General features: G+C 40.7%; 22 protein-coding genes. 12 read left to right on the forward strand and 10 right to left on the reverse strand.

What is annotated here, in order from left to right:
• Window positions 1-13: 13 nt before the first annotated feature.
• Window positions 14-2,332 carry a cation:proton antiporter domain-containing protein gene (locus H6G74_RS06595; RefSeq protein ID WP_190966922.1) on the reverse strand — a complete coding sequence of 773 codons (2,319 nt, stop codon included), beginning with the start codon at window positions 2,330-2,332 and terminating at the stop codon, window positions 14-16.
• Between the two features lie 590 nt (window positions 2,333-2,922).
• Between H6G74_RS06595 and H6G74_RS06600 the strand changes: the two genes are divergently transcribed.
• A complete protein-coding gene (locus H6G74_RS06600) occupies window positions 2,923-4,536 on the forward strand; it encodes a glycosyltransferase family 39 protein (RefSeq protein WP_190966923.1) in 1,614 nt (537 codons plus the stop codon).
• On the opposite strand, the gene H6G74_RS06605 is transcribed toward H6G74_RS06600, so the two are convergent.
• Window positions 4,520-5,137 carry a TetR/AcrR family transcriptional regulator gene (locus H6G74_RS06605; protein WP_190588203.1) on the reverse strand — a complete coding sequence of 206 codons (618 nt, stop codon included), beginning with the start codon at window positions 5,135-5,137 and terminating at the stop codon, window positions 4,520-4,522. The two genes, H6G74_RS06600 and H6G74_RS06605, sit on opposite strands and share 17 nt — an antisense overlap.
• 448 nt (window positions 5,138-5,585) lie before the next feature.
• Here H6G74_RS06605 and H6G74_RS06610 point away from each other — a divergent pair, with 448 nt between their 5' ends.
• Both H6G74_RS06610 and devC read left to right on the forward strand, forming a co-directional pair.
• The gene (locus H6G74_RS06610) at window positions 5,586-6,782 is read left to right on the forward strand and encodes an ABC exporter membrane fusion protein (RefSeq protein ID WP_190966924.1); all 1,197 of its coding nucleotides are present in this window, start codon (window positions 5,586-5,588) and stop codon (window positions 6,780-6,782) included.
• Between the two features lie 73 nt (window positions 6,783-6,855).
• The gene (gene devC, locus H6G74_RS06615) at window positions 6,856-8,031 is read left to right on the forward strand and encodes an ABC transporter permease DevC (protein ID WP_390849147.1); all 1,176 of its coding nucleotides are present in this window, start codon (window positions 6,856-6,858) and stop codon (window positions 8,029-8,031) included.
• A 17-nt stretch (window positions 8,032-8,048) separates the two neighbouring features.
• On the opposite strand, the gene H6G74_RS06620 is transcribed toward devC, so the two are convergent.
• The gene (locus tag H6G74_RS06620; protein WP_190966925.1) at window positions 8,049-8,636 is read right to left on the reverse strand and encodes a Uma2 family endonuclease; all 588 of its coding nucleotides are present in this window, start codon (window positions 8,634-8,636) and stop codon (window positions 8,049-8,051) included.
• Window positions 8,637-8,770: 134 nt separating this feature from the next.
• Between H6G74_RS06620 and H6G74_RS06625 the strand changes: the two genes are divergently transcribed.
• Entirely contained in the window at window positions 8,771-9,463 is a 693-nt protein-coding gene (locus H6G74_RS06625) for a DevA family ABC transporter ATP-binding protein (RefSeq protein WP_190966926.1), read from the forward strand.
• A gap of 358 nt (window positions 9,464-9,821) precedes the next feature.
• Here the strand turns inward: H6G74_RS06625 and H6G74_RS06630 are convergent, their stop codons facing one another.
• A complete protein-coding gene (locus tag H6G74_RS06630; RefSeq protein WP_190966927.1) occupies window positions 9,822-10,556 on the reverse strand; it encodes a DUF1995 family protein in 735 nt (244 codons plus the stop codon).
• A gap of 533 nt (window positions 10,557-11,089) precedes the next feature.
• Here H6G74_RS06630 and H6G74_RS06635 point away from each other — a divergent pair.
• From H6G74_RS06635 to H6G74_RS06655, 5 genes are all read left to right on the forward strand, one after another.
• Entirely contained in the window at window positions 11,090-11,407 is a 318-nt protein-coding gene (locus tag H6G74_RS06635) for a hypothetical protein (protein ID WP_062288069.1), read from the forward strand.
• A gap of 159 nt (window positions 11,408-11,566) precedes the next feature.
• Entirely contained in the window at window positions 11,567-13,294 is a 1,728-nt protein-coding gene (locus H6G74_RS06640; protein ID WP_190966928.1) for a succinate dehydrogenase/fumarate reductase flavoprotein subunit, read from the forward strand.
• 232 nt (window positions 13,295-13,526) lie between these two features.
• Window positions 13,527-14,405: a WD40 repeat domain-containing protein gene (locus tag H6G74_RS06645; protein WP_206756977.1), complete on the forward strand. Its 879-nt coding sequence runs from the start codon at window positions 13,527-13,529 to the stop codon at window positions 14,403-14,405.
• A gap of 108 nt (window positions 14,406-14,513) precedes the next feature.
• On the forward strand, window positions 14,514-14,723 hold the full coding sequence (locus H6G74_RS06650) for a DUF6887 family protein (protein ID WP_190966930.1): 210 nt from the start codon (window positions 14,514-14,516) through the stop codon (window positions 14,721-14,723).
• A gap of 85 nt (window positions 14,724-14,808) precedes the next feature.
• Window positions 14,809-15,261 carry a DUF29 domain-containing protein gene (locus H6G74_RS06655; protein WP_190966931.1) on the forward strand — a complete coding sequence of 151 codons (453 nt, stop codon included), beginning with the start codon at window positions 14,809-14,811 and terminating at the stop codon, window positions 15,259-15,261.
• Between the two features lie 129 nt (window positions 15,262-15,390).
• Here the strand turns inward: H6G74_RS06655 and H6G74_RS06660 are convergent, their stop codons facing one another.
• The 5 genes from H6G74_RS06660 to trxB all read right to left on the reverse strand — a co-directional run bounded on the left by H6G74_RS06660 (window position 15,391) and on the right by trxB (window position 19,246).
• Window positions 15,391-16,299 carry an ROK family protein gene (locus H6G74_RS06660; RefSeq protein WP_190967061.1) on the reverse strand — a complete coding sequence of 303 codons (909 nt, stop codon included), beginning with the start codon at window positions 16,297-16,299 and terminating at the stop codon, window positions 15,391-15,393.
• 40 nt (window positions 16,300-16,339) lie between these two features.
• On the reverse strand, window positions 16,340-16,540 hold the full coding sequence (locus tag H6G74_RS06665; RefSeq protein ID WP_190966932.1) for a hypothetical protein: 201 nt from the start codon (window positions 16,538-16,540) through the stop codon (window positions 16,340-16,342).
• Window positions 16,541-16,625: 85 nt separating this feature from the next.
• Complete coding sequence (locus H6G74_RS06670; protein ID WP_190966933.1) at window positions 16,626-17,522, reverse strand: ABC transporter permease; 897 nt, start codon at window positions 17,520-17,522, stop codon at window positions 16,626-16,628.
• Window positions 17,519-17,794: a hypothetical protein gene (locus H6G74_RS31085; protein WP_242051169.1), complete on the reverse strand. Its 276-nt coding sequence runs from the start codon at window positions 17,792-17,794 to the stop codon at window positions 17,519-17,521. The genes H6G74_RS06670 and H6G74_RS31085 overlap by 4 nt, the downstream gene beginning before the upstream one ends.
• A gap of 81 nt (window positions 17,795-17,875) precedes the next feature.
• On the reverse strand, window positions 17,876-19,246 hold the full coding sequence (gene trxB / locus H6G74_RS06680) for a thioredoxin-disulfide reductase (protein WP_190966934.1): 1,371 nt from the start codon (window positions 19,244-19,246) through the stop codon (window positions 17,876-17,878).
• A 173-nt stretch (window positions 19,247-19,419) separates the two neighbouring features.
• Here trxB and H6G74_RS06685 point away from each other — a divergent pair, with 173 nt between their 5' ends.
• The 3 genes from H6G74_RS06685 (at window position 19,420) to H6G74_RS06695 (ending at window position 23,793) form a co-directional block, all read left to right on the forward strand.
• On the forward strand, window positions 19,420-20,745 hold the full coding sequence (locus tag H6G74_RS06685; RefSeq protein WP_190966935.1) for a class I SAM-dependent methyltransferase: 1,326 nt from the start codon (window positions 19,420-19,422) through the stop codon (window positions 20,743-20,745).
• 121 nt (window positions 20,746-20,866) lie between these two features.
• Window positions 20,867-21,421, forward strand: coding sequence for a type IV pilin-like G/H family protein (locus tag H6G74_RS06690; protein WP_190966936.1), 555 nt, complete (start codon window positions 20,867-20,869; stop codon window positions 21,419-21,421).
• A gap of 125 nt (window positions 21,422-21,546) precedes the next feature.
• Window positions 21,547-23,793 carry an O-linked N-acetylglucosamine transferase, SPINDLY family protein gene (locus tag H6G74_RS06695; RefSeq protein WP_190966937.1) on the forward strand — a complete coding sequence of 749 codons (2,247 nt, stop codon included), beginning with the start codon at window positions 21,547-21,549 and terminating at the stop codon, window positions 23,791-23,793.
• Between the two features lie 361 nt (window positions 23,794-24,154).
• Here the strand turns inward: H6G74_RS06695 and H6G74_RS06700 are convergent, their stop codons facing one another.
• Window positions 24,155-25,069, reverse strand: a complete 915-nt coding sequence (locus tag H6G74_RS06700) for a hypothetical protein (RefSeq protein WP_190966938.1) — start codon at window positions 25,067-25,069, stop codon at window positions 24,155-24,157.
• Window positions 25,070-25,385: the final 316 nt, after the last annotated feature.

Below are 25,385 nucleotides of genomic sequence, written 5' to 3' on the forward strand. Positions count from 1 at the left end.
TGACTCAGCACTCTCAAGACAGAAACTCTTTGAGGGTTTGTGCTTCACTCGCTTTGGCTATGGGGATAGGCAAAGGCATTTTGTTGGCTGTGGTGAATAAAGATTGTAGTTGATTCAGACTGGGTAAGCTACCACATAATAATACTTGGTCGTCAACTTTCAGTTCTGTTTTTTCATCAGGGCGGCGAATAAACTTGCCATCTCGTCGCAGTGCTTGGATTTGTAATGATATTTCATGATTTTTCAAGTCAGCCAAGGTTTTATTCTCGACGGGAGAATCAGCCTCGACTACTATCCATTGACAAGCACTATTTTCTCCGGGAACAGCTATTTTACCTTGAGCAAATTCTTCTAAGGCGGCTAGTTCTTCGGATGCGCCGACTACTAATAAGCGATCGCCTTCCTCTAATTTTGTGAGATTGTTGGGATAGTCGATTTCTGTGCCATTAGCGCGGCGAATCGCCATCAAGCTGACCCCTGTTAAGTAACGCATATCCGCTTCTTCTAAACTCATGCCAATGAGGGGTGAAGTTGCAGGTAAGGGATACCAGCGCCGATTTAAATCGCGGGTGGCTTGGTCTAAATCGCGGGAAACCTCAGAAGCAGAACGTTCTGGGCGCAAATCCAAGTAATGATCGTTGCGGATTTGCTGCATTTCTCGCTGGACGATAAATTGTGAGAAGCCTAGGTCGTTTAATAAATAAGTCGCCATTTCTAAGCTGGCTTCAAATTCTGGTTGAACAACTTCCCGCGCCCCTAATTGATAAAGCACCTCAATATTTTTGTCTTGGGTAGCGCGAACAACCAAATTTAATTCTGGATGTAATTCTAAAGCGCGTTTTAAACACAGACGAGTACTCATAGGATCAGGAAGTGCGATCGCCATTCCTTTCGCATGGTTTACCCCTGCGGTTTCCAAAACATGAAAACTCACGCAATTACCATAAACATAAGCTACACCCGCATCCCTTAACTGCTGAATCCGGCTTTCAGATTGGTCGATGACTACCACAGGTAAGTCATGCTGTTGCAATAACTTCACCAAATTTTTCCCTACCCGCCCATAGCCACAAACAACTATATGGTCTTTTACAGGTAATTCTTCCGATACATCTCTGGCTTCACCTTCTCCTGCTAAATAAGGTTTCAGCCAAGGCATCGATTCGGCAAAGTTAAACAAAAATGGTAATAGCCGCAGTACAAAGGGAGTCAATATCAGGGTAACGGCTGTAGTTCCTAAAATTAGTAAATATATACGTCGAGATACCAACCCTAATGCTTGACCTTCACTGGCCAGTACAAAGGAAAATTCCCCAATTTGTGCCAGTCCAAACCCAGCAATTAAAGCTGTTTTCAACGGGTAGCGGAAGAGTTTAACTAGAGGCGTAATAATTAAAAACTTGCCCACAAACACCAACGCCACTAAACCTAAAATTAATTCCAGATTGTTCCACAAAAACACCGGGTCAATCAGCATTCCAATGGCGGCGAAGAACAAGCTGGCAAAAATATCTCGTAGGGGTTCTACATAAGTCAGGGTTTGGTCGGCGTATTCCACCTCAGAAATCATCAAGCCGGCGACAAACGCCCCCATTTCAATTGATAAGCCCAAATACTCTGTAAGTAGGGCAATACCTAAACACAAAGCCACTACACCGAGTAAAAATAATTCCCGGCTTTCCGTACGGGCTAACATTCGCAACAATGGCGGTATCAGCCAAATACCAGCCACAACTGCCCCAGCCGCAAATAAACCAATCCGTACCAAGGCTGTGAGTACCGCTACACCAATCACTTCTGCTGGGGCGTGTAGAGCAGGTAGAACAGCCAGCATTAGCCCTAAAGCTAAGTCCTGGACTACCAAAATCCCCAGCATTACCTGTCCGTGGGGCGTTTCTGTTTCGTTGCGCTCCATCAAGCACTTGAGGACAACGGCGGTAGAAGATAAGGAAAGAATTGACCCCAAGAATACACCTTTAGCGGGTAAACTGCCCCAAGCTCCCGTTACGCCACACACCACCACTGTGACTAAGATTGTCAAGGCGATTTGTAGTCCACCCCCACCAAGAGCGATCGCTTTTACTTTTTTTAATTCAGCAAAAGAAAACTCTACGCCCAAGGCAAATAAGAGAAAGGCTACCCCGAATTGCGCCAAAGTTTCTACTTGAATAACCTCTTTAATCAGTCCTAGCCCCGCAGGCCCAACAACCATTCCACCGATGAGATACCCCAACAGCACTGGTTGTTTTAACAGGGATGCCAACAGCCCTCCACAGGCTGCGACTCCCAAAACTAATACTAAATCGACGATTAATCTAAAATCTTCTTGCACAATCTTTAAAAAGAACTATTAAGACCTGTTAACTTCAGCATACAAATTTTTATCTATCTGGGGGTTAAATTGTTGGCATAGAGGTCACAAAATTTGTGCTTTCTTCTTCAAGACTTATAGACAAAGATGATCGGTTGGGACGAGTGTAATACCATTTCACGAAAAATCTGATACCGATTTAAACCCTAAAATCCTTGCTAAATCTAAGTTTTTTAATGGCGTTAGCGAGGAACGAGCGTCGCGTCATTGCGAATTGCGAATTGGCATACAGCGTTTTTCGGTTGGGTGCGGTACAAGTTGCTAGAGGCTAGGATGCTCAAGACTAGATGAATGTACTTCATTGGGATGAAAAACGCTGTAAGAGGGTAAGGGTATAGCGGTGTATGGGAGTCAAGGAACAGGGGGATAAATCAAAATATCCTCTCTCGAAAATTGGCTAATTTATTTTCTGTAAGTCTTTAAGACTGAATTTTTCGTTTTCTTGCGTCAGTCCTCAAGAATAAACCGACATCGTTTATGGTAGGTAACGGCTGATATTGAATTTAGAGAAGCAGTTAATTGCAGCGTCTTCTTGCGTAAAAATACTTACAATGAAAACCCTAGATAGTCAACATCATAAAAAAGAACATATCTGGCTCAAAGTTCTTGTTATTTCTCTTTTGCTCTTAGGAATTTATTTCCGGTTTGTTAATCTTGATGGCAAAGTTTATTGGACGGATGAAGTTTATACTTCATTATGGCTTTCTGGTCATCCCAGTACAGAAATTATTGACGAATTTTACCAGGGTGAAGTTGTTAATGTTGGCATATTAAAACAATATCAACAAATAAATCCAACCCAGGGTATTAGTAGTGCAATTGCGCGACTGGCTATAGAAGATTCTCAACATCCACCACTATATTATTTTTTAGCTTGGTCGTGGTCAGCTTGGTTTGGTAATTCGGTTGCTGTAATTAGGAGTTTGTCTGCCGTTATTAGTGTATTTTCTTTAATCGCTATATATTATTTATGCCGAGAATTATTTGCATTATCTTTAACAAGATGGATAGCTGTTTCACTAGTAGCTATCTCGCCGTTTTATATTCTATATGCTCAGGAAGCTAGAGAATATAGCTTATGGACATTGACTATTATCATTGCTAATTATGCAATGCTCTTAGCTTTAAGTAAAAAAACATTTATTGGGTGGGTTATTTATGCAATTTCTCTAATTTTGAGTTTTTACACATTTTTATTCTCAATCTTTGTGATGCTTGGTCATGGCATTTATATATTAGGCATAAATGGGTTCAAAAAAACTCAGTCATTAATTGCTTATCTATTATCTATCACAACAGCTATTATCGCTTTTATACCTTGGCTGATAGTTATTTACCAAGGTAAAATGGCTGACAGAATTCAAAGATTAGACTGGATAGCAGAAGCGACAAATTTACCAGCTTTAATTGGGAAATGGCTGCTAAATATCACTAGAATTTTTCTAGATTGGGTAATTATTAATGAGAATACCTCAATTAAAGCAATAATTTGGTTAATCCCATTTTCTTTGGGATTAATAGTTTTGATTGGTTATGGATTTTACTATCTCTATCGTTCAACGCCTAAAACTACTTGGTTATTTATCTTCAGTTTAACTTTAACAACGGCAATAGCCTTAATAATTCCTGATATTATCTTTGGCGGTAGGCGTTCGGGAGTCGCCAGATATTTGATACCGACATTTTTAGGAATTCAATTAACAGTCGCCCATCTTTTGGCTAGTAAATTAGTCTCGATTCAAAGCATAAAATGGCAGAACATCTGGCGATTGATTACGATTTTTATCATTTGTTGTGGGGTGATATCTTGTGTAATTATTTCCTCATCCGATATTTGGTGGAATAAAGGTACGGCAAATAACTTAAGATTAAATCAAGTTGCTGCTGTGATCAATCAAACTTCTCAGCCTGTATTAGTAAGTGATGCGAAATTTCCCTATATTTTAGGATTAACTCATATAGTTAATGCCGATGTGAATTTTCAGCTAACTACTCAGCCAGAAAATCTGGTAATTCCCAAAGCCCCAAATAATTTATTTTTGTTTTACCCATCAAGAAAGTTACGCCTATATTTAAATGTTAACTATAATCTAGAACCTGTTTATATGGGCAAAAATCGAGTTTTTGGTTTATGGAAAATCCAAGCTGTTAATCAGCGCAATTAACAATGAGGTGGGTTAAGGCATCAATTAAGCGATCGCTCTCCATTGGCATAATATTCTTACCGTGCATAATCTCTTGGGTCATCACGAAATGCACCAGTGAACCAATGAGTATCCTGGCTGTGGCTTCTGGGTCAGGGATGTTTAATTCCGAACATGACGCTAAATATTTACTGATAGTCTCAATTGCGGGTTTGGCAATACTAGCAATAAATACCTGCGCTAATTCGGGAAACCGCGCCGACTCTCCCATTAACAGCCTCTCAAATGCTTGATATTCTTGGTCATTCACCATTTGATCTAAAGCAGTTTTGGCTAACCTCCGCAGCACAATATAAGGTTCCCCCTGGAGTGGTTGCGTCCCCAAAATGGAATGAAACCGCTTTCTAGCTAATTTTTCGATTAATGCCCGAAATAACCCTTCTTTATCTTGAAAATGACTGTATACCGTAGCTTTAGAAACGTTGGCGGCTTCTGCTACCTTATCCATACTCGTAGCCGCGTAGCCGTGGGCGAGAAACTCCTGCATTGCCCCTTGGAGAATCTTTTCGACTTTTTCGGTTGAATTGGAACGGTCAATTTCTCCCGCTTTTGGGCGTGCCATGTTGCAATATTCCTGATTTTGTAATCGATCTGAAGATTTTCTGTAGCTGTAACACCTGATTCGGAAGTAAGTTTAGCAATGCTCTTAAATAGTAAATACTTTTTCGCGATCGCTTGACTAAACTACTCGGTTTAGTATAATCCTAATTATATAACTATACGGTTTAGTTTTGTATTTCCCGCTTCATTGTTCTTGAATAACCGTTGAGCATCTACAGCCAAACTGGGTCACGACATTTACCAAAGAAGAATTCAGGAGTCAGAATCCAGAATAGATGCTGTGCGACTGGACGATGATTTTAAAATTACCGAATAAAAATTGTTTCCTTGCCCAAACCTTTACCTATTCTGAATTCTGAATTCTGCCTTCTGATTTTTTCTCATCAAAACTTTATTTTGCCACCGGAATTTGAATCAACCAATTGGAATGGTTTCAAAGGTATGCTATCGTGCAGAACTCAAAGCTAGGCAGACCGATATCTCGTCAGTTAATTTTCCGTCCACCTTTTTTGATAGCAACTATTGTATCTTTAACCGTAATTGGCAGCAGTTTTTTTACTGTGTTGAAATTTCGGGAAGTTGCTAATCAAAAAGCGCAAAGTTCGTCTGTGCTGTTACCAGAAATCAAAACAGTCACGGCTTTAGGGCGAATTGAACCAAAAGGAAAACTGATAAAACTCTCAGCTTCGACCTCAACAGAAGTTAGTCGAGTCGAACAATTATTAATTAATGAAGGGGATAAGGTAAAAGCAGGGCAAATAATTGCCATTTTAGATAATCGCGATCGCTTAGAAGCAGCATATAAAGAAGCACAAGAACAAGTAAAAGTTGCCCAAGCGAACCTAAATCGTACTAAAACAGGCGCAAAACGCGGAGAAATTGCTGCCCAAACCGCGAAAATCGCCCGCCTCCAAGCCGAACGTCAAGGTGACATTGCTGCTCAAGTCGCCACTGTTTCCCGCTTACAAGCCGAAGTCGCCAACGCTGTTATTGAAAACAATCGTTATCAAATTCTGTTTAGAGAAGGTGCAATTTCCGTTTCCCAACGCGATAGCAAACGTTTAAGTTTAGAAACAGCCCAAAAAAGTCTCCAAGAAGCCCAAGCCCAGTTAAAACGCATTCAAGCAGCTAGTGAACAACAACTTCAAGAAGCCGCAGCTACATTAGACCAAATTACCGAAGTGCCGCAAGTCGATGTAGAAGCCGCCCAAGCCGAAGTCAACCGCGCCATCGCAGCGATGAATCGGGCTAAGGTAAATTTACAACAATCTTACGTGCGATCGCTCCAAGATGGTCAAGTAATTGAAATTCACGCCCAGCCAGGGGAATTAATTAGTAATGATGGCATTGCGGATATTGGACAAACTAGCCAGATGTATGTCGTCGCCGAAGTATACGAAAGCGATATCGGTAAAGTGCGTCCAGGACAAAAAGTCAAAATAGTCGGTGATTTTCTACCCATTGAATTGCAAGGAACCGTAGAACGCAAAGGCTTACAAGTGCGGCGACAAAATCTCGTGAATACTGACCCTTTGAGTAACATTGATAACCGAATCGTAGAAGTACATATCCGACTCGATAAAACATCCACTCAAAAAGCAGCCACCCTCAGCAATATGCAGGTGAAAGTGGTGATTCAAATTTGAGGAGGCAGGAGGGTAATTTATTACTTAACTCTTATTACTCAGCACTCAGCACTTTTAACTCAGCACTTAATTTATGATGGGAATAATCAAACATATACAGCGACGCACACCTTTGGGATGGCTGCAACTGAGTCATGAAAAAAGTCGGCTGTTGGTAGCATTATCAGGTATTGCCTTTGCTGATGTGCTGATGTTTATGCAGCTTGGCTTTGAGAGGGCATTGTATGACAGTAATACAAGACTGCATCGCAGTTTAAAAGCAGATATTGTGTTACTGAGTCCTCAAGCCCGTAACTTGCAAAGTATGTCTTCGTTTTCGCGGCGACGCTTGTATCAAGCGATGGATGTACCGGGGGTTGAGTCAGCCGAACCAATGTATTTCAGTAACAGTATTTGGAAAAATCCCCAAACGCGCCGGGAGACGGGAGTGTTAGTCATTGGGTTTAATCCTAATAAGCCAGTCTTTGATTTACCCGATGTTAACCAACAATTACAAACCATCGCCTTACCTGATAACGTACTATTTGACCGTGGTGCAAGAGGTGATTATCAAAAAGCGATCGCTCAAATTGATCAAGGTAAAATTCTCACTACAGAAATGGAACGACGCACAATTAGAATTAGTGGATTGTTCCAAGTTGGCGCGTCGTTTGGGGCGGATGGTAGCTTGATGACTAGCGACCAAAACTTTTTGCGGATATTTCCTCGGCGACAGTCCAGTAGTATTAGTTTGGGTTTAATTAAAGTCAAACCTGGCTATGAACCAACACAAGTAGCAATGGCTTTGAAATCACACCTGCGAGATGATGTCAAAGTGTTAACTCATGCCGAATTTATTGAATTTGAAAATAACTTTTGGCGAACCAACTCACCCATTGGATTTATCTTTAGTTTGGGTGTATCAATGGGGTTTGTGGTGGGGGTGATTATTGTTTACCAAGTTCTTTCTGCTGATGTGAATGCCCATATTAGAGAATATGCCACATTTAAAGCGATTGGCTACCGCAATTACTATTTACTAGGTGTAATTTTTGAAGAAGCCTTAATATTAGCATTACTTGGTTTTATTCCCGGAGTTGCCGTGTCTTTAGGACTTTATCAACTAACTCGCGCTGCAACCAATTTACCCATGTATATGACTTTAATGCGGGGATTACAAGTAATAATCCTCACTTTTATTATGTGTGCAATTTCTGGTGCGATCGCTACTCGTAAACTCCAATCTGCCGACCCTGCTGATATGTTTTAAAAGTTGATGAAAAATATTTACCAGATTTCCGTCAAATCCAAAACAAATCCTGGTAAAACATCCTCTCCCGATAAAGTTTTTGGACTTTGCAAAATTTCAACTTCTTGATTGGGGCGATAAATTTCCACCTGCTGCTGTTGGCGATTAATTAACCATCCCAATTTCGCGCCATTCTCCATATATTCTCTCATTTTGGCGCGTGTCTTTTCTAGAGAATCACTGGGAGACATTAATTCCACCACAAAATCGGGACACAAAGGTGCAAATCTTTCTTTTTCAGCTTGAGTCAAAGCGTTCCATCGTTCCATCTTCACCCAAGACGCATCCAGGGAACGTTCTGCACCGTTAGGAAGTTTGAACCCAGCAGAAGAGTCAAAGGATTTTCCTAGCTGATTCTGACGACTCCAAGCTCTTAACTGATAAGTTATGTCGGCATTGTAGTAACCAGTTTCGCTTCCTGTCGGTGGCATAATAATTAATTCCCCTGTAGCTGTACGTTCAAATCTCAAGTCACGATTATTTTGACAAAGTTGAAAAAACTGCTCATCAGTTAAGTCAATATTTAATTCCAGGGGAGCAGGTAAACTGACGGTGTTAGTGTTCATATTATCTGTACAAAGAGCAGCAATATATTTTTCAATTTTAGTATCGTTTGTGTATAGCAATCTTAAATCATTCGTGATCACTAAGATCCTCGACTTATTGAAGAAGTCGGGGATCTAAACCCCACAAATTACTTATGACAGACAAACCCATTATTGCTATTGAAAATCTCAATCACTACTTTGGTTATGGGCCATTGCGTAAGCAAGTCTTGTTTAAAATCAACTTAGAAATTAACGCTGGTGAAATTATTATTTTGACAGGCCCTTCTGGTTCTGGTAAAACTACCTTGTTAACTTTAGTTGGTGGGTTGCGCTCTTCACAATTTGGCAGTTTGCAGGTTTTAGGACAAGAACTTTGTGGTGCGACAGCAGAACAATTAGTTAAAACCCGTCGCCATAATGGTTATATTTTTCAAGCACACAACCTGCATGGTAGTTTAACAGCAGTACAAAATGTCAAAGTTGGTTTAGAATTACACACTCATATTAGTTCCCAAGAAATCCAAACTCGCTCAATTCAGATGTTAGAGCAAGTTGGTTTGGGAAATCATTTACATTACTATCCCGACAAATTATCAGGCGGACAAAAACAACGAGTTGCGATCGCCCGTGCTTTGGTGAGTTATCCCAAAATTGTTTTAGCCGATGAACCAACAGCCGCCCTCGATAGTCAATCAGGTCGAGATGTGGTCAATCTGATGCAAAAACTCGCCAAGGAGCAAGGCTGTACCATCCTGATGGTGACACACGACCATCGCATTTTAGACATAGCCGATCGCATTGTACAGATGGAAGATGGCAAACTAGTCCAAGCCGTCAAGCTGTAAGATGATTCACAACATTGTCGCGTGGTTGCAATATGGTCGTCACATCTATGTGTGATATTGAATGCTGTATTTGGTTACAAAATGCTTTTTTTTGGGTATTAAGGTAGGGCTTCCTACCTTTTTTTTTATGACACCAGGACTTACGTACAAAGATTATCTGTGGAGATTGGGTGTAAGGATTTTGAATAAGTACACACGCCACTTGGCTCAAGTCGGGAAACCCGCCCACGCCAGTGGCTCCCCTATACCCCTGAACCCATACATCCTTGCCAAAACCCTTAATTTTTTGTTTTGATGCGTAAGTCCCATACACTACACAGAGGTAGCAAAGATATATTCCTTTGCTACCCCAGCTTGACTAACTACTCAAGGCTTTGATAAACCGTTGCAAACTCTTAAACATACTGGGCTTTTTCACAGGTGTAGCGTCACTTGAACCCTGCGATCGCCCTTGCAGGAGAAGATAATCTATATCATCGCCTGATGGTTTTTTGGGTAGTTCGGCAATTATTTCCCAATTTTCGCCTTTTTGTACCAAAACTTCCCACTGTCCGGGATAGCAGCGAAATACAGCAGTGGTTTCATCCACTGGGCGCAGGTAGTAACAAGATTCAATGGTATTCAAAAACCGTTGGCGAATTTGTCTGGCTGCATAACCAATACCCACAGTCCCAGAATCTTCTAGGCGTGGATTTAACATGACCAATGGGCGATCGCCAATAATTTCACAAACTTTTTCTAATTGGGGTATTTCCACAGAAGTGGGGGAAACAAATAAGAAAATTTCGTCTTCTGGCTGAATTTTAGATTGAATCGAAACAGCCCTACCTGTACCAATATCCAGAATTTGGAATGGTGCATCTACCCAATCACGCCGCGCTAAGGCTGCACCACCAGCATCAGCAAAGAACACTTTCAACCGCGACTCATATTCGGCAAATAGCGGTAGAAATTGTTCTGCTACAAGCATTTGTTTGAGTTCTGGGAACAGCAAATCAACTTGTACACGATTGTAACCATCTGCTAAAGCGGCTTTTGTAGCTTCGCGGGCTTGGGCGATCGCATCTTCAAGTGTATCGGGAAGTTGACTCATAGTTTATATCAGGTTTGAGTAATTGAATCACCAATGCCTAATTTTTGCAGTTTTACCGCTCTGCGATCGCGCCTCATCATCTTTTGATGGCTAAATAGAGAATGGTGACGTTTTCTCCCGTTAACCTTGGGTATAACAGAAACTTCTAATTGAGAACTCGATATTGGATGACAACAACTATTAATAGCTGGCTCATTAGTTTGGCACACCCAAAATCAAAAGTCACTGAACATAGAGGTTTTAGTCAATGGGTAGCTGAACTATCAAAAATATCTATTCTGCTAAATCTAAAAATTAAATTAAATTAAATTTAAAATAATAAATCTGTCTTATGATTTTCAAAATCATTTGAATTAAAATGAAACCTTTTAATTAACTTTTAAAATCAAAATATGCTCAATCAACAACTTTTGTAACAAAAAAAACGAAGTGTAAAGTGATATTACAAACATTGCAAAAATATTTAGAAATTGTTTTATAGCCAAACATGGCTCTAACGTAGAACCTATAGGTAAAGACTTGAGGCAAGTGTAATGAACATTAGTGATATTAAAAACTATCGATTTGTCTGTACCCTGACCTTTGGCGATATTTATGGTCAAATTATTGTATGGCTGATTACAATTGCAGTTAGTCTGGCATCTGCCTTAGCATTGATGGGTGCGAGACGACCAGTATATGCTTTAGCAACTGTAGGTTTAATTGTGCTGCTTTCGTTACCTTTCTTACTATTTGCTTTTGTAACTACATTGTTAAATCATATTGAACTAGTTGCTATAGAACCAGGAACCAAAACTGTACCTATCCCTGGTAATATTTCCCAGCAAAAACCTGTACAAGCTACTACCTGATGAGTCGGGAGTAGTAGATTTTATTAATTGTTGGTGTTGAATTCTGAACGAATGATTAACTTCCCTGTCAGTAGATGGGGAATTTTTTTGTAAAGATCAGAAACTGCTCAGTAAATCCCATCTCTACAATAGAACAGCAGCTTTTTGCGGGGACTAGTTATGCTGGAACATGATGTAATTATTGTTGGGGGAGGATTGGCAGGTTGTCGGGCGGCGGTGGAAATTGCCCGTACTGACCCCAGTTTAAATGTTGCTGTCGTCGCCAAAACTCACCCTATTCGTTCTCACTCGGTTGCAGCCCAAGGCGGGATGGCTGCATCGCTAAAAAATGTTGATACCGCAGATTCTTGGGAAGCACATGCTTTTGATACTGTCAAAGGTTCTGATTACCTAGCAGACCAAGATGCAGTCGCAATTCTCACCCAAGAAGCGCCAGGTGTGGTGATTGACTTAGAACATATGGGTGTTTTATTCTCGCGCTTACCTGATGGACGCATCGCCCAACGAGCTTTCGGCGGCCATTCTCACAATCGCACCTGTTACGCGGCTGATAAAACTGGTCACGCAATTTTGCATGAATTAGTCAATAATCTGCGGCGTTACGGTGTGCAGATTTATCAAGAGTGGTACGTAATGCGCCTGATTTTAGAAGAAGGGCAGGCGAAGGGTTTGGTGATGTATCGCTTATTGGATGGGCATATCGAGGTAGTCAGGGCAAAAGCAGTGATGTTTGCCACTGGTGGTTATGGTCGCGTTTATAACACCACTTCCAATGATTATGCTTCTACAGGTGATGGTTTGGCGATGACAGCACTTGCAGGTTTACCCCTGGAAGATATGGAGTTTGTGCAGTTCCATCCTACAGGCTTATATCCAGTCGGGGTGCTGATTTCCGAAGCTGTGCGGGGAGAAGGGGCGTATTTAATTAATTCTGAAGGCGATCGCTTCATGGCAACCTACGCACCCAGCCGTATGGAACTAGCTCCGCGTGATATTACCTCACGAGCGATCGCCTACGAAATTCGGGCGGGGCGTGGTGTGCATCCCGATGGTAGTGCTGGCGGCCCCTTTGTATATCTCGATTTGCGCCATTTGGGTAAAGAAAAAATCATGAGTCGCGTTCCCTTCTGCTGGGAAGAAGCCCACCGCTTAGTCGGCGTTGATGCAGTAACTCAACCAATGCCAGTCCGCCCGACAATTCATTATTGTATGGGTGGCATCCCTGTGAACATTGATGGTCGAGTCCGCAGTAGTGGTGATGGTTTAGTTGAAGGCTTCTTTGCTGCTGGGGAAACAGCTTGCGTTTCTGTTCACGGCGCAAATCGTCTAGGTAGTAACTCGCTACTAGAATGTGTAGTTTATGGCAAACGCACTGGAGCGGCGATCGCTCAATATGTACAAAAACGTAAATTACCCTCTATTGAAGAACAACGTTACATCAAAGAAGCCCAGCAAGAAATTCAAGCCTTACTAGAACAGCCAGGACAGTACCGGATTAACCAAGTCCGCCAAGCCTTTCAAGATACCATGACCGAATTCTGCGGCGTTTTCCGTACTCAAGAATTAATGAGTCAAGGGTGGGAAAAAATCACAGAAATTCAACAAAAATATTCTCAGGTTTACTTAGACGACAAAGGTAGCTGCTGGAATACCGAATTAGTAGAAGCTTTAGAACTGCGAAGCTTAATGGTAGTTGGGCAAACCATCTTAGCATCAGCCTTAAATCGCCAAGAAAGTCGCGGCGCACACTTCCGCGAAGACTTTCCGCAGCGCGATGATGTAAAATTCCTCCAACATACAATGGCTTACTATTCACCCGCCGGAATTGATATTCAATATCGTCCAGTGGTGATTAATATGTTTGAGCCACAGGAGAGAAAGTATTAAATAAATTGAGGAGGTAGTGTTAATAAAGGTTTTCCTATTAGGACTTACGCAAATTTATGAAAAAACGTAGACGCGCAAGCGGCTTCCCGCAGGGTACCGCAAAGAACGCAAAGGACAAGAAGTAAAGAGGGTTTTAGAGAGTTCTTGCGTAAGTCCTACCTATCTCCCAATCAAGTTGTTTACAAGATATAACAAAAATGAAGTGATTATGGATTGGGAATGTATCTCAACATTGACCGAACCTTTTACAATTGACTGCATGACTATTAGTGCCAACGGCGAAATTCTTGCTAGTGCTGGTTATGGTCAAATTTCAATTTGGCATCTGCCATCTTTTCAACGCCTTTATAGTTTAACAGCGCATGATGATGAAATCCGTAATCTTGCTATAACAGCAGATGGGCGTATATTAGTTAGTGCCAGTGCTAGCGAACCCACCTCAATAGGTTTAGTTAAAGTTTGGAATACATTAACAGGTGAAGAATTAGGAAGTTGGACAGAAAAAACAGGTGCTTCAATTGCTATTTCCCTTCATCCTAATAATAAAACTCTAGCAGTAGGCACAGATTTCTATTATGAAAAACCTGCTATTAATCTGTGGAATTTGGAAACCTTAAAAAGCCTGGGTAAACTAGCAAAATTTCGTGATGGTATTGACTCATTAGCTTATAGTCCAGATGGTAATACCATTGCGGTGGCTGTAGGTTGTGACATTCAAATCTGTAATATGACTGGTCAAATTCTCTTCAAGCTAACTGACCACATGGATGTAATCGAATGTATAGTTTTCAGTCCAGATGGTAGAAAGTTAGCAAGCAGTAGTGGTATGGATCAAACTGTGCGACTTTGGAACTTACAAACAGGGAAGCAAGATTACTGTATTTCGACAACAGATGATGATTGTTATCCTAGTTCTATTGCATTCAGCCCTGACGGTAAAATTTTAGCCAGCAATAGTTACGAATATAATATTCAATTGTGGGATGCAGCAACAGGAGAGTTAATTTGTAATTTAGGTCAATCTGAACCAGTTAATTCAGTACTCTTTCCACAAGAAAGAATGTTGATTAGTAGGAGCGGTAGTAATATCAAAATCTGGAGTAAATCATAAAAAATAAACTAGTGATCGCAATCTAATTGTTTTTGAATGAGAGCGTCGCTGGTGTGACCGAGAGTTTAGAGGTTCTGATTTTTTCTAATGGTCAATGGAAGTTTAACAATGACGAAACCTGATTTTAGCAAAATGACCCGTCAAGAACTGAGAGCCTATATTTTGGCTCATCGAGAAGATGATGAAGCGATTGAGGCTTTAATTAAACGTGGAAATCCCAATAGTGCCAAATATCCATTTCCTCAGACTGAAGAGGATTTTCAAGAAATGGAAGAAATACTCAAGCGAAAATTAGGTAGCAGCGAAGAAGCTGTTTGAAATATTTTAATTGAGAGGGGCGATCGCACCTGCACAAACTAAAAATTATGCAAGAGTTTGTCTAAATATTCCCTAATAAACAGCCATGTCTTTCTTAAAACCCTACTCACAAACACTATATAATACCGACTACTTGCAATGGATAGAAACAACTGTAGAAAAATTGCAAAATCAGGACTATGCAAATGTGGACTGGGAAAATCTCATTGAAGAAATCGCGGACATGGGAAGGAGTGAGCGTCGCAGCCTCAAAAGTAATCTGATTGTGATTCTGGTGCATTTACTAAAATGGCAATTTCAGCCTGGACACAGAAGCGGTAGCTGGGAAGCAAGCATTATTGAGCATCGTAGACGTGTAAATGAAGCTCTATATGAATCGCCTAGTCTGAAATCTTATATTGACAGCATCTTTACAGAGTGTTATTCACAAGCTATTAAGCAGGCAAAAGCTGAAACTGGTTTGCCTATAGAATCTTTTCCTAGTATCTGCCTCTACAAAATACTAGATGTGATCAATGATGAGTATTTACCTGAGTAAACAGACATACAGCAGAATTCAGGAGTCAGAATTCAGGATAATCATTTAGATATCTCGACAATCGTGAAAGTTGTACTCCTGATCCTCTCTGCGTCTCTGCAACTCTGCGTGAGGTGAATTATCCAGCAATTATGCAAAACTATCAATTTTTACACAATGCTCCCAGGCTAACTTTGCCGCACCTACCATTCCCGCAGAGTTACCCAATTCAGCAGGCAAAAGTTGTAAACCAAAGCGCGAAGTCGCCATGACTCGCCGTTCAATTTCTGCTTTGGCGGCTGGGAAGAAAAACTTAAAACTAGCACTAACACCACCACCAATGACGATCGCCTCTGGTGTTAAAACATAAATTAAACTTGCTAACCCCGTTCCTAAATCTCTGCCATATTCTTGCCAAAAGGCCAAAGCTTCACTATCTCCCGCCTCAGCCAAAGCGCCTAATTCCGCCGGTTCTTTCCCCGTGCGGCGACGAATGGCAATAATTGAAGCATACTGTTCTAAAGAGCCTTGATTGCCACTGTTACACATTGGGCCGTTAGGGTTGAAGGTGATTAAACCAAGTTCGCCACCTGCGCCACGATGTCCGACAAACAATTTCCCATCCAGAATAATTGCACCGCCAACCCCGGTTCCCAAGGTCAACATAATGAAATTTTGCCAGTTACGACCGGCTCCTAACCAAGCTTCGGCGACTCCTGCACAATTGGCATCGTTAGCAATGACAGTGGGTTTGCCTGTTTTGGCTTCTAACCAGTCAGCTAAAGGAACATTATGCCACTGGGGTAAGTTAATGGCGATTTGAGCAATGCGTCCTGTCGCATCTGCGGGGCCAGGAGTACCGACACCAATGGCAATAGTTTGATTATCTGGGTCAATTTGCGCGATCGCATCTACCATTACACTCAACACAGCTTCTGGAGTTGCTGGTTGGGGCGTTTCCACCTTTAATGATTGCAAGCAAGTACCATCTTGGCTGAACCGCCCTAGTTTAATTGCTGTTCCCCCGACATCAATCCCAATTACTTCTGGTTTAATCACAATTGCATATCCCACATTTCAGTTGTGATACAGAAATGTATCACTTGTGTTTGTCCGTGATGTAATCGGTTGATTCATCAGAACGTGAAGAAGCAACTTGTAAACTAGTATTTGGGTAATAATTAACACCTGATTGCCCCTGGGAAGCTGCAACTGAGGTACTACTCAAAATACCAGCCAGAGCAATAGAAAGCATAAATCCACCCGTGGCAGCAGCAATTAAACTAAGGTTATCTTTCACACGCATCTCTCAGTAAATATTACAAATTTAGTCAAGAGTCAAAAGTAACTAAAAAATCACTATTCAGACTTTATACTCCAGTTGACTATTTCCGAATCCCATTTTCTCCCCGCAAACGAGGATTGACAAATTCATTTAACCCCTCACCGAGTAGGGATAACCCTACTACCATCAATGTCATAGCTAAACCAGGAAACAGTGTCGTCCACCAAACCCCTGTAGGTAATGCTTCCAGGGCTTGTTTTAAATCATGTCCCCATTCTGGTACTTCTTCCGGTAGTCCCAGCCCCAAAAAGCCTAAACCGCCCAATACTAAAATTGCATCGGCGGCGTTGAGGGTAAATAATACAGGTACGCTTTGAATGACGTTGAAAAATAAATAACGCGACAGCACAATCCATGTAGACGCGCCCATTGCTTGTGCGGCTTCGATGAAGACTTCTGTTTTTACACTCACTGTATGGTTGCGAACCACGCGGTAATATTGGGGAATGTAAGCAATACTAATAGCGATCGCTGCATTTAATATCCCTCGCCCCACCACAAAGGCCAGCGTCACAGAAAGTAATAATCCTGGTAAGGTGTAAATACTATCCATGAGAAACAGCAACACCTTATCTAACCTACCGCCAAGATAGCCACTCACCATCCCCAGAGGTACACCAATTACCATACTCAGAGCCGTGGCCAAAATCACCACTTGCAAAGCAGCTTGAGCGCCAAACAAAGTGCGCGAAAATACATCATGACCCAAGCGACTAGTACCAAACCAATATTTGGCTGATGGTGCTTCTTGAATGGGGTTGGCAAGAAAATCTTTGGGGTTTTGTAGCCATCCCCAAGCCTGCATTACAGGGGCGAAAAATGCCAAAAAGATAAAAAACAGGGTGATGGCTAACCCAATAATCATTAATTTCTGGGAAAGATTCGGATTTTTGGCAAAACGTAAAAAAGTTGGCAGCTGACGTTTAGTTATGGTCATGAGCGATCGCCTGCATTCAGCAAGATACGCTGACCATTGTACATAGGGGAGTGGTGAGTTGGGAGTGTGGGAGGTGTGGGGAGTGTGGGGAGTGTGGGAAGTGTGGGGAGTGTGGGAGGTGTGGGAAGTGTGGGAAGTGTGGGAGGTGTGGGGAGTGTGGGAAGTGTGGGGAGTGTGGGAGGTGTGGGGAGTGTGGGAAGTGTGGGGAGTGTGGGAGGTGTGGGGAGTGTGGGAAGTGTGGGAAGAAAGATTTCTTCACCATCCTCCCACACCCCTGGATTTCTCTATTGCTTCTTGCGTCTTGTCTTTCCTCACTTTTCTTCCCTATTCCCCATTCCCAACTCCCGACTCCCCTAAAGATTGCTTTCAATCAACTGGCGGTACTCGCTCTTTTGTTTCACGCCTTTGATTTCTTTCAACAGTTCTTTGTCCTTAAAAAATTGTACGGTCGGTGTACCTGTGACTCCAGCATTTTCGGCAATTTCGCGGTCTTTATCGATATCAATTTCCACAAAATGAATTTTGCCGTCGAATTCATCCACTACTTTATTGAGTATGGGTTTGAGGGTATGACAAGGGCCACAACCAGGAGCGACGTATTTGACAATCAGCAAGCGATCGCTTTCATGGAATAATTTCCGTAAAGCATAACCACCTTCATGACGTGTTGACTGTAAATTAAACCCGGCTGCTTCCTCCGCTTCCGTTTTCTTTTGGGCTGGCTGAGTTTCTAACTCATTATTGATTGTTGGTTCTTGATGAAACTCTTGAATCAAAGCATTAGAAGACAACCAACGTTCTGTCAACAACGCCGCCATACAACCAGTACCCGCAGCTGTAATTGCTTGGCGATATTCGTGGTCTTGCACATCACCAGCAGCATAAACACCCTCAATACTGGTTTCTACAGAACCATGTTTTGTGACAATGTAACCCACCTCATCAAGTTCTAGCTGTCCTTTAAATAAAGAGGTGTTGGGAGTGTGACCGATCGCATAAAATAAACCCTTGGCGTGAATTTCACTTTCTGCACCCGTTTGATTATTGCGAACTTTCACCCCATCCATGTGACCATTACCAAACACGTCTACAACTTCTGTGTTCCAATGCACTTGGATTTTCGGGTTACTTAAAACTCGGTCTTGCATAGCTTTGGAAGCCCGCATCTTATCAGACCGCACCAACAAGTTAACCTTGGAACCATATTTAGTTAGGTAAATTGATTCTTCTGCGGCTGAGTCACCAGCACCAATTACCGCTAACTCTGCACCGTGGAAAATTGGTGTTGCACCATCACAAATCGCACAAGCAGAAATTCCCCGACTCCAAAACTGGGATTCACTGGCTAAACCCAAACGTTTCGCAGTTGCACCAGTGGCAATAATTAAACTGTGGGCTTTAACTTCTCTTTCTTCAGAGCGCACAGTAAACGGACGCTGACTTAAATCAACAGATATCACATCTTCAGTATATAACTCAGCCCCCCAACGCTCGGCCTGTGCCTTCATCCGATCCATCAGTTCCGGCCCTGTAATCCCTTGCGGGAAGCCAGGAAAATTTTCTACCTCCGTCGTTGTCATCAGCTGTCCACCCGGCAATCCTCCAGCTTGGAAACCTTCAAAAACAACAGGTTTCAGATTAGCTCGTGCTGCATAGATAGCAGCAGTGTAACCTGCTGGCCCAGAACCAATAATCACTACGTTTTCTACTGTTGGGTTAGACATATATCTATACGAACTCATAACGACTACGCTTAATATAACATAACCATAGATTGAGAGGGAAGGTAGATAAATGGGAATACTCAAACTTAAGCCAATTCTTTTTAGTCATGCTACTGCCAAAAACAGGTATTAGGACAGACTGTCAAGAATGCAATCACAGGAGCAATTTACCTATGAATAACCCAACATTAGACTTAAAAGAGAAAATTCGTCAGCAGTTTGAAGCAACTCCATACCCTAATAATTCTGTGGAGGAAACACCTAAAAATAAACTGAATTTGCTTTACGTTTATAATTTTGTCACATCTTTCTATTTAAGAAACCAAGAAATTATAAATACTAAAGATAAAGTTATTTTAGATGCGGGTTGTGGTTCTGGTTATACATCACTAGCCCTAGCAGAAGCCAATCCTGATGCCAAGATTATCGGTGTTGATTTATCAGCAGAATCCGTAAAATTAGCACGCCAAAGATTGCTATATCATGGCTTTGATCATGCAGAATTTTATACACTTTCTATTGAAGATTTACCCCAGTTAGGGATGCAATTTGACTATATTAACTGTGATGAAACCCTTTATTTGCTGCCAGATCCAGTTTTAGGTTTGCAAGCAATGAAATCTGTTTTGCAACCTCATGGAATTATTCATACTAATTTACATAGTTACCGCCAAAGATTTTATTATTACCAAGCTCAAGAACTTTTTCAACTAATGGGATTACTAGATAGTACGCCTCAAGAACTGGAGGTTGAATTAGTTCGAGAAACAATGCAAGCTTTAAGAGACGACGTAGTTCTCAAACAAAAAGCTTGGGATAGCGCCTTTGACCAAGCACCTAATTTAGCTTTAGTTAATCATTTGCTCCAAGGGGATAAAGGCTACACAGTTAAGCAAATGTTTGCCATGCTGCAAGCTACTGACCTGGAATTTATCAGTATGGTGCAATGGCGGCATTGGGAACTGATGGATTTATTTAAAAATCGAGATGATTTGCCCGCTTTTCTAGCCATGAGCCTCCCTGAACTTTCGCTAGAGGAGCAGTTACATATATTTGAACTATTACATCCTGCTCATCGGTTACTAGATTTTTGGTGTGGTCATCCCAATCAAGGAAAGTTATTTGAGCCAATTTCTGAGTGGACATTAGCAGACTGGCAAAGTACAAAAGTACATCTGCACCCCCAATTAAGAACAGAACAAATCAAACAAGATTTGATTAACTGCGTCACTCAAGGCAATTCATGGTCAGTTGCCAACTATATAAATCTTCCTTTAAAGGGGCCTATAGATTTAGATCCCAACTTAGTGGCTTGTTTGTTACCTCTCTGGGAGGGAGAGCAACCATTTGACTCTTTAGTACAACGCTGGTTACTGATTAAGCCAATAAATGCCGTCACTTTAGAACCAATGAGTTATGAGCAAGCCTGTGTTCAAGTTCAAAGTCTGTTGAGCAAACTAGAAGTCTTTCTCTACGTGCTGTTAGAACGTTGTGCATAAAGTACATTCGGCACATTTTCAGAATTTTTTGCTGTAGGTGATATGAAACGTGAAACAAGTGGGTAACTTAAGCCTAGAAGTCAAGAATAATACATCTCACCCCCCAGAGGAGAAACTCTCAATGAAGCCCGCAATCAAACCTGAACTTCAAGCTAAATTTTTGCAACACCTGAATAATCGTAAGAATAGAGCAGATGAAGGTTTTACCTTGATTGAATTGCTCGTGGTAGTAATTATTATTGGTGTTTTGGCTGCTATTGCGTTACCTTCTTTACTTGGTCAAGTTAACAAAGCCAAGCAGTCAGAAGCTAGAAATAGCATTGGTGCAATTAACCGCGCTCAACAAGCTTACTTCTTGGAATTTCAGTCCTTCTCCACTGACTTAAGCCAATTAGGTGTTGGGATTAAAACCCAAACTGATAACTATGATTACAGCAGCATTATTAGTGGTAGCAGTGCTACCGTTGCTGGTGTAATTTCTCACAAAGCTCAAGCTCGTAAACCAGCTTTAAAAGCTTATGTGGGGATTGTTGGCACAATAGTTGGTAATGCTCAAACCAGTGAAGCATTAACAGTGGCTTTTGCATGTGAAGCTCCAATACCTGGCACAGGTAGTGTTCCAACTGCAACGGCTGTTAGTGGCTGCCCTAGCAACTATAAATCTCTGGGTGGTTAATGTCATAAATGCTTGTTATTGTGCTATCTCAAGCTAATAGTATTTGAATTTTGCATTAAGTGAGTAGTGAAATATTCAACTACTCACTTTGTTTTATTGGTTAGTAGTAAATCAGGAGGATTTCAATGTCTGCAATCATAGAAACACAAAGTTTAGCAGAACTAAATGAAAGAGCATATAAATATTTAGTTCAAGGAAATTATTATCAGGCAACTCAGATTTATGAACAACTAATAGATGTTGAACCCCATATTAAATCTTATTATTGGTATTTGGGTTTAGTATTGTTACTTCAAAAACAGGAAGCTGAAGCTCAGACAACTTGGCTGATGGCAATGATGGAGGTAGAAGAAGATGATATTGCTCAAGTAACAAATGAATTAAGAGAAATTTTAAACCAAGAAGCAATTAGGCAAGAAAGTATAGAAAATAATGCTAATGCTTTGCTTATTCGGCAACACATAAAAGAAATTTGTCCCGCCGATATTAATAATTTATTACATTTAATTCAATTACAAATAAAGTTGGAAAATTATACTGGTGAAGAATTAGAAAATTGTGTAATTCTCAAACTACTTCAGGCTGAACCAGCAGTTACGGTAGAATGGAAATTATTAATTGCTATTTTAGAAAATATTTTAACTTATGCTCCTTTACATCCATCATCATTAGAATTTACTAAAACTTGTATTTCCTATATTAGTGAAAAATCACAAGCTAATACTTTTATCAATATTTTAATTCCTGCGGCGGTTAATATTGGCTATGTTCAAAAGCAGCCAGGACTAGCAGCTTCATTTTTAGAAGTTTGTTTAACTTTAGATGCAAATAATAGAGAAATTTTATTCTATCTCACAGGTCTTTATTTTACTTGCGGCAGATATTCTCAAGGTATAGAGACTGCAAGAAGCTCATATTCTTTAGCTACTGAATTACCAGAAAAAATATTTGCTAACAATTTACTTCTTAGAGGTTTAGTTAGTTCTGGCGGTACAAACTGGCAAGCTGCTTATGAAGCTTGGCAAAAACATGAACTGCTGTTAGAAGAAATAAAGCAATTAAGTCCTAATAATTTAAGTTCCTTACAAGTATCAAGGTTATTTAATACTGATTACTTTACACCATATTTTCAAGATAAACCACAAGCGTATAGAACTCTCCGTAATGGTCTATCACAAATATGTCAAAATAATATTGAAATTTATACTCAAGAAGTAATAATCAAGCATAAAGCCAGACATTCCCAGAAAATCTTATCAGCTACAAAGTCGCTAAAAATTGGTTATTTATCTCATTGTTTTCGCAGCCATTCTGTTGGTTGGTTGGCTAGATGGTTAATTAAAAATCATGACCGCGATCGCTTTCAAATTAATGGCTATTTTCTCAGTTGTGATCCTGTATTTGATCCCTTACATGAATGGTATCTAAATAACTTTAATCACTCTTATAAATCTGCTATACCTGAAGCATTAACAGAACAAATTTCTCAAGATGAAATTGATATCTTAGTTGATTTAGATAGTATTACCTTAGATTTAACTTGTGGAATTATGGCTCTCAAACCTGCACCAATTCAAGTAACTTGGTTAGGGTGGGATGCTTCAGGAATTCCTACAATTGATTACTTTATTGCTGATCCTTATGTTTTGCCAGAATCAGCAGATGAATATTACAGAGAAAAAATCTGGCGTTTACCACAAACATATATAGCTGTTGATGGTTTTGAGGTAGGTGTACCCACTCTGCGCCGCGATGATTTAAATATTCCTGCTGATGCAGTAGTTTATTTTAGCGGCCAACGAGGTTTTAAACGTCATCCTGATACTGCACGCCTGCAAATGAAAATTATTAAAGAAGTACCTAACAGCTACTTTTTAATTAAAGGTGATGCTGACGAAGAATCAATTAAAACTTTCTTTTATCAATTAGCTGAAGAAGAAGGTGTCGAGCTTGAAAGGTTGCTGTTTTTACCGGGCGCACCATCAGAAGCCTCTCATCGGGCTAATTTAGGGATTGCAGATGTAGTTTTAGATACATATCCTTACAATGGTGCGACAACAACTTTAGAAACTTTGTGGATGGGTATTCCTTTAGTGACAAGAGTCGGTGAGCAATTCGCTGCACGTAACAGTTACACTATGATGGTTAATGCTGGTATCAATGAAGGTATTGCCTGGACAGATGCAGAATATGTCGAGTGGGGTGTGCGCTTGGGTAAAGATGAAAATTTACGCCAGCAAGTAGCCAGAAAGTTGAAAGCATCTCGCCAGACTGAACCTTTGTGGAATGGTAAACAATTTGCCCGTGAAATGGAAGCAGCTTACGAACAAATGTGGCAGAAGTATATAACCTCTGGTGCTACTCCTAGATAAGTGTGAATGAATTATACGGCAGTTTGCATATTCGTGGAATACTGTAGAGACGTTACATGTAATGTCTCTACATGATTTTGGGTTTTATGCTCATATCTCATTGACTATCTTGCACTCGACTAAAATTTGCCTTATGCACCTGCAATAAAAAAGGCGGAAATACCGCCGCGTCACACTTACACCTCGTTTTATCTGAATAAACTCAGTTTGACTTATGAAAATGACATTTTGATGACAAATTTGTGTCATTTCATCACAAGCTATATTGCTTCTAACTCAATCAAAGGTTACTAATTTTTTAGTATTTGTTACATCTGTATAGAAAAAATGAGATTTATGGTTATTTACAAAGAGTTGTAGCTTAGGAAGGGCTTTTCTGAGCTTCTTTTTGAGCAGCTTCACTATACTTCCTATATAATTCAGTACGAATCTGCGCTTCTCGATAGCGAGTGTGATTTGGTGGAACTGCGGCCATTAAATCAGATGCACGTTGCCATTTAGCTGCTAAATCTAACCACTGTATTGAAGTGGTAGCTGTTTTGCCATTAATGGTAGCTTGATTGGCAATTCGCACGGCTGAACCAAAAGGATCATTGGCTTCTTCAGGATCGCCAAGATTATTTTGAGCGTTATTAACTGGTGCTGCGGGTTTGTTTTCTTTGGAGTTGGCTGTAGTAACAGGCTTGGGGTTTTCTAATTGAACTAGGATTTTGAGTCTATCACCTAACTGAGCATATACCAACCAACCCAATAACAACAGAAAGCCCAAACTTATAACTGTTGGGATTCTGGTTTTGGGTAAATATCGATATTTGTTTCGGTTGATAAATACAGAATTACGCGAAGATTGAGTTTTGAGCAGAGTTGACTGTGTTAGGTGAGTTGTAGCTTGGGTGAAGTCTTGAATTAGCTGCTTAACTATATGTGGCTGTGCTAAAGTAATTTCCTGTGACCAGAGTAATTGATTTCCGGGGTCGAGAGAAATTTCTTTGAGCCAAAGTAGTTGTTCTTCCCTAACAATGCGGCTATTAATATTGACTCGGTGAATATTACGTGGTGCGATCGCTTCCAGGATTTTCTGGATTTGTTCTACTAGTGTTGATTGTTCCAGTTGCTCTATTTTAGATGCCTCACACAGAAGTTGTAAGACTCCATCAGCGAAAATAGCTCTAGTTCTGACACCAGAGTCGGCTAACTTTTCGTTTAACAATTGAATGATTGCAGCAACACTACCCTGGTGAGCTTGCCAAGCAATATCATTTATCCGATCTACCATTTCTAGCATTTGAGTTTTCGTGATAGCTTTTTAACCCTGATTTATGACCAGACGGGGATACTAAGGCTACTGTTCTAGGGAACTTGAGCTTGTCTTTAGATTTTATGAGTAAAAAGACGAGTTGCCAAATAACATCTTTAAAATTAGCACCCTTCTGCCTTTGGCAAGAAAAATCTAATAATATCAGTCAGTGTACCCCTATTCTGAGTAAGTGATTAATTATGAAGTTATAAACATCACTTCTGTAGTATAAAGTTCTGTCCGTCTAAATAGTATCAGGATCAATACTTAGCCATCTCTAATTTTCTAGTAATTT

This window comes from Nostoc spongiaeforme FACHB-130 (assembly GCF_014698475.1).
In the GTDB taxonomy this organism is placed as follows: Bacteria; Cyanobacteriota; Cyanobacteriia; order Cyanobacteriales; family Nostocaceae; genus Nostoc_B; species Nostoc_B spongiaeforme.

What these genes read in the sequence shown, in the direction of transcription:
- H6G74_RS06685 (WP_190966935.1), top strand. Translation starts at nt 19,420, where the DNA reads ATGAATAACCCAACATTAGACTTAAAAGAGAAAATTCGTCAGCAGTTT.
- H6G74_RS06605 (WP_190588203.1), bottom strand. Translation starts at nt 5,137, where the DNA reads ATGGCACGCCCAAAAGCGGGAGAAATTGACCGTTCCAATTCAACCGAA.
- trxB (WP_190966934.1), bottom strand. Translation starts at nt 19,246, where the DNA reads ATGTCTAACCCAACAGTAGAAAACGTAGTGATTATTGGTTCTGGGCCA.
- H6G74_RS06700 (WP_190966938.1), bottom strand. Translation starts at nt 25,069, where the DNA reads ATGGTAGATCGGATAAATGATATTGCTTGGCAAGCTCACCAGGGTAGT.
- H6G74_RS06635 (WP_062288069.1), top strand. Translation starts at nt 11,090, where the DNA reads ATGAACATTAGTGATATTAAAAACTATCGATTTGTCTGTACCCTGACC.
- H6G74_RS06625 (WP_190966926.1), top strand. Translation starts at nt 8,771, where the DNA reads ATGACAGACAAACCCATTATTGCTATTGAAAATCTCAATCACTACTTT.
- devC (WP_390849147.1), top strand. Translation starts at nt 6,856, where the DNA reads ATGATGGGAATAATCAAACATATACAGCGACGCACACCTTTGGGATGG.
- H6G74_RS06690 (WP_190966936.1), top strand. Translation starts at nt 20,867, where the DNA reads ATGAAGCCCGCAATCAAACCTGAACTTCAAGCTAAATTTTTGCAACAC.
- H6G74_RS06695 (WP_190966937.1), top strand. Translation starts at nt 21,547, where the DNA reads ATGTCTGCAATCATAGAAACACAAAGTTTAGCAGAACTAAATGAAAGA.
- H6G74_RS06650 (WP_190966930.1), top strand. Translation starts at nt 14,514, where the DNA reads ATGACGAAACCTGATTTTAGCAAAATGACCCGTCAAGAACTGAGAGCC.
- H6G74_RS06630 (WP_190966927.1), bottom strand. Translation starts at nt 10,556, where the DNA reads ATGAGTCAACTTCCCGATACACTTGAAGATGCGATCGCCCAAGCCCGC.
- H6G74_RS06620 (WP_190966925.1), bottom strand. Translation starts at nt 8,636, where the DNA reads ATGAACACTAACACCGTCAGTTTACCTGCTCCCCTGGAATTAAATATT.
- H6G74_RS06600 (WP_190966923.1), top strand. Translation starts at nt 2,923, where the DNA reads ATGAAAACCCTAGATAGTCAACATCATAAAAAAGAACATATCTGGCTC.
- H6G74_RS06640 (WP_190966928.1), top strand. Translation starts at nt 11,567, where the DNA reads ATGCTGGAACATGATGTAATTATTGTTGGGGGAGGATTGGCAGGTTGT.
- H6G74_RS06655 (WP_190966931.1), top strand. Translation starts at nt 14,809, where the DNA reads ATGTCTTTCTTAAAACCCTACTCACAAACACTATATAATACCGACTAC.
- H6G74_RS06670 (WP_190966933.1), bottom strand. Translation starts at nt 17,522, where the DNA reads ATGACCATAACTAAACGTCAGCTGCCAACTTTTTTACGTTTTGCCAAA.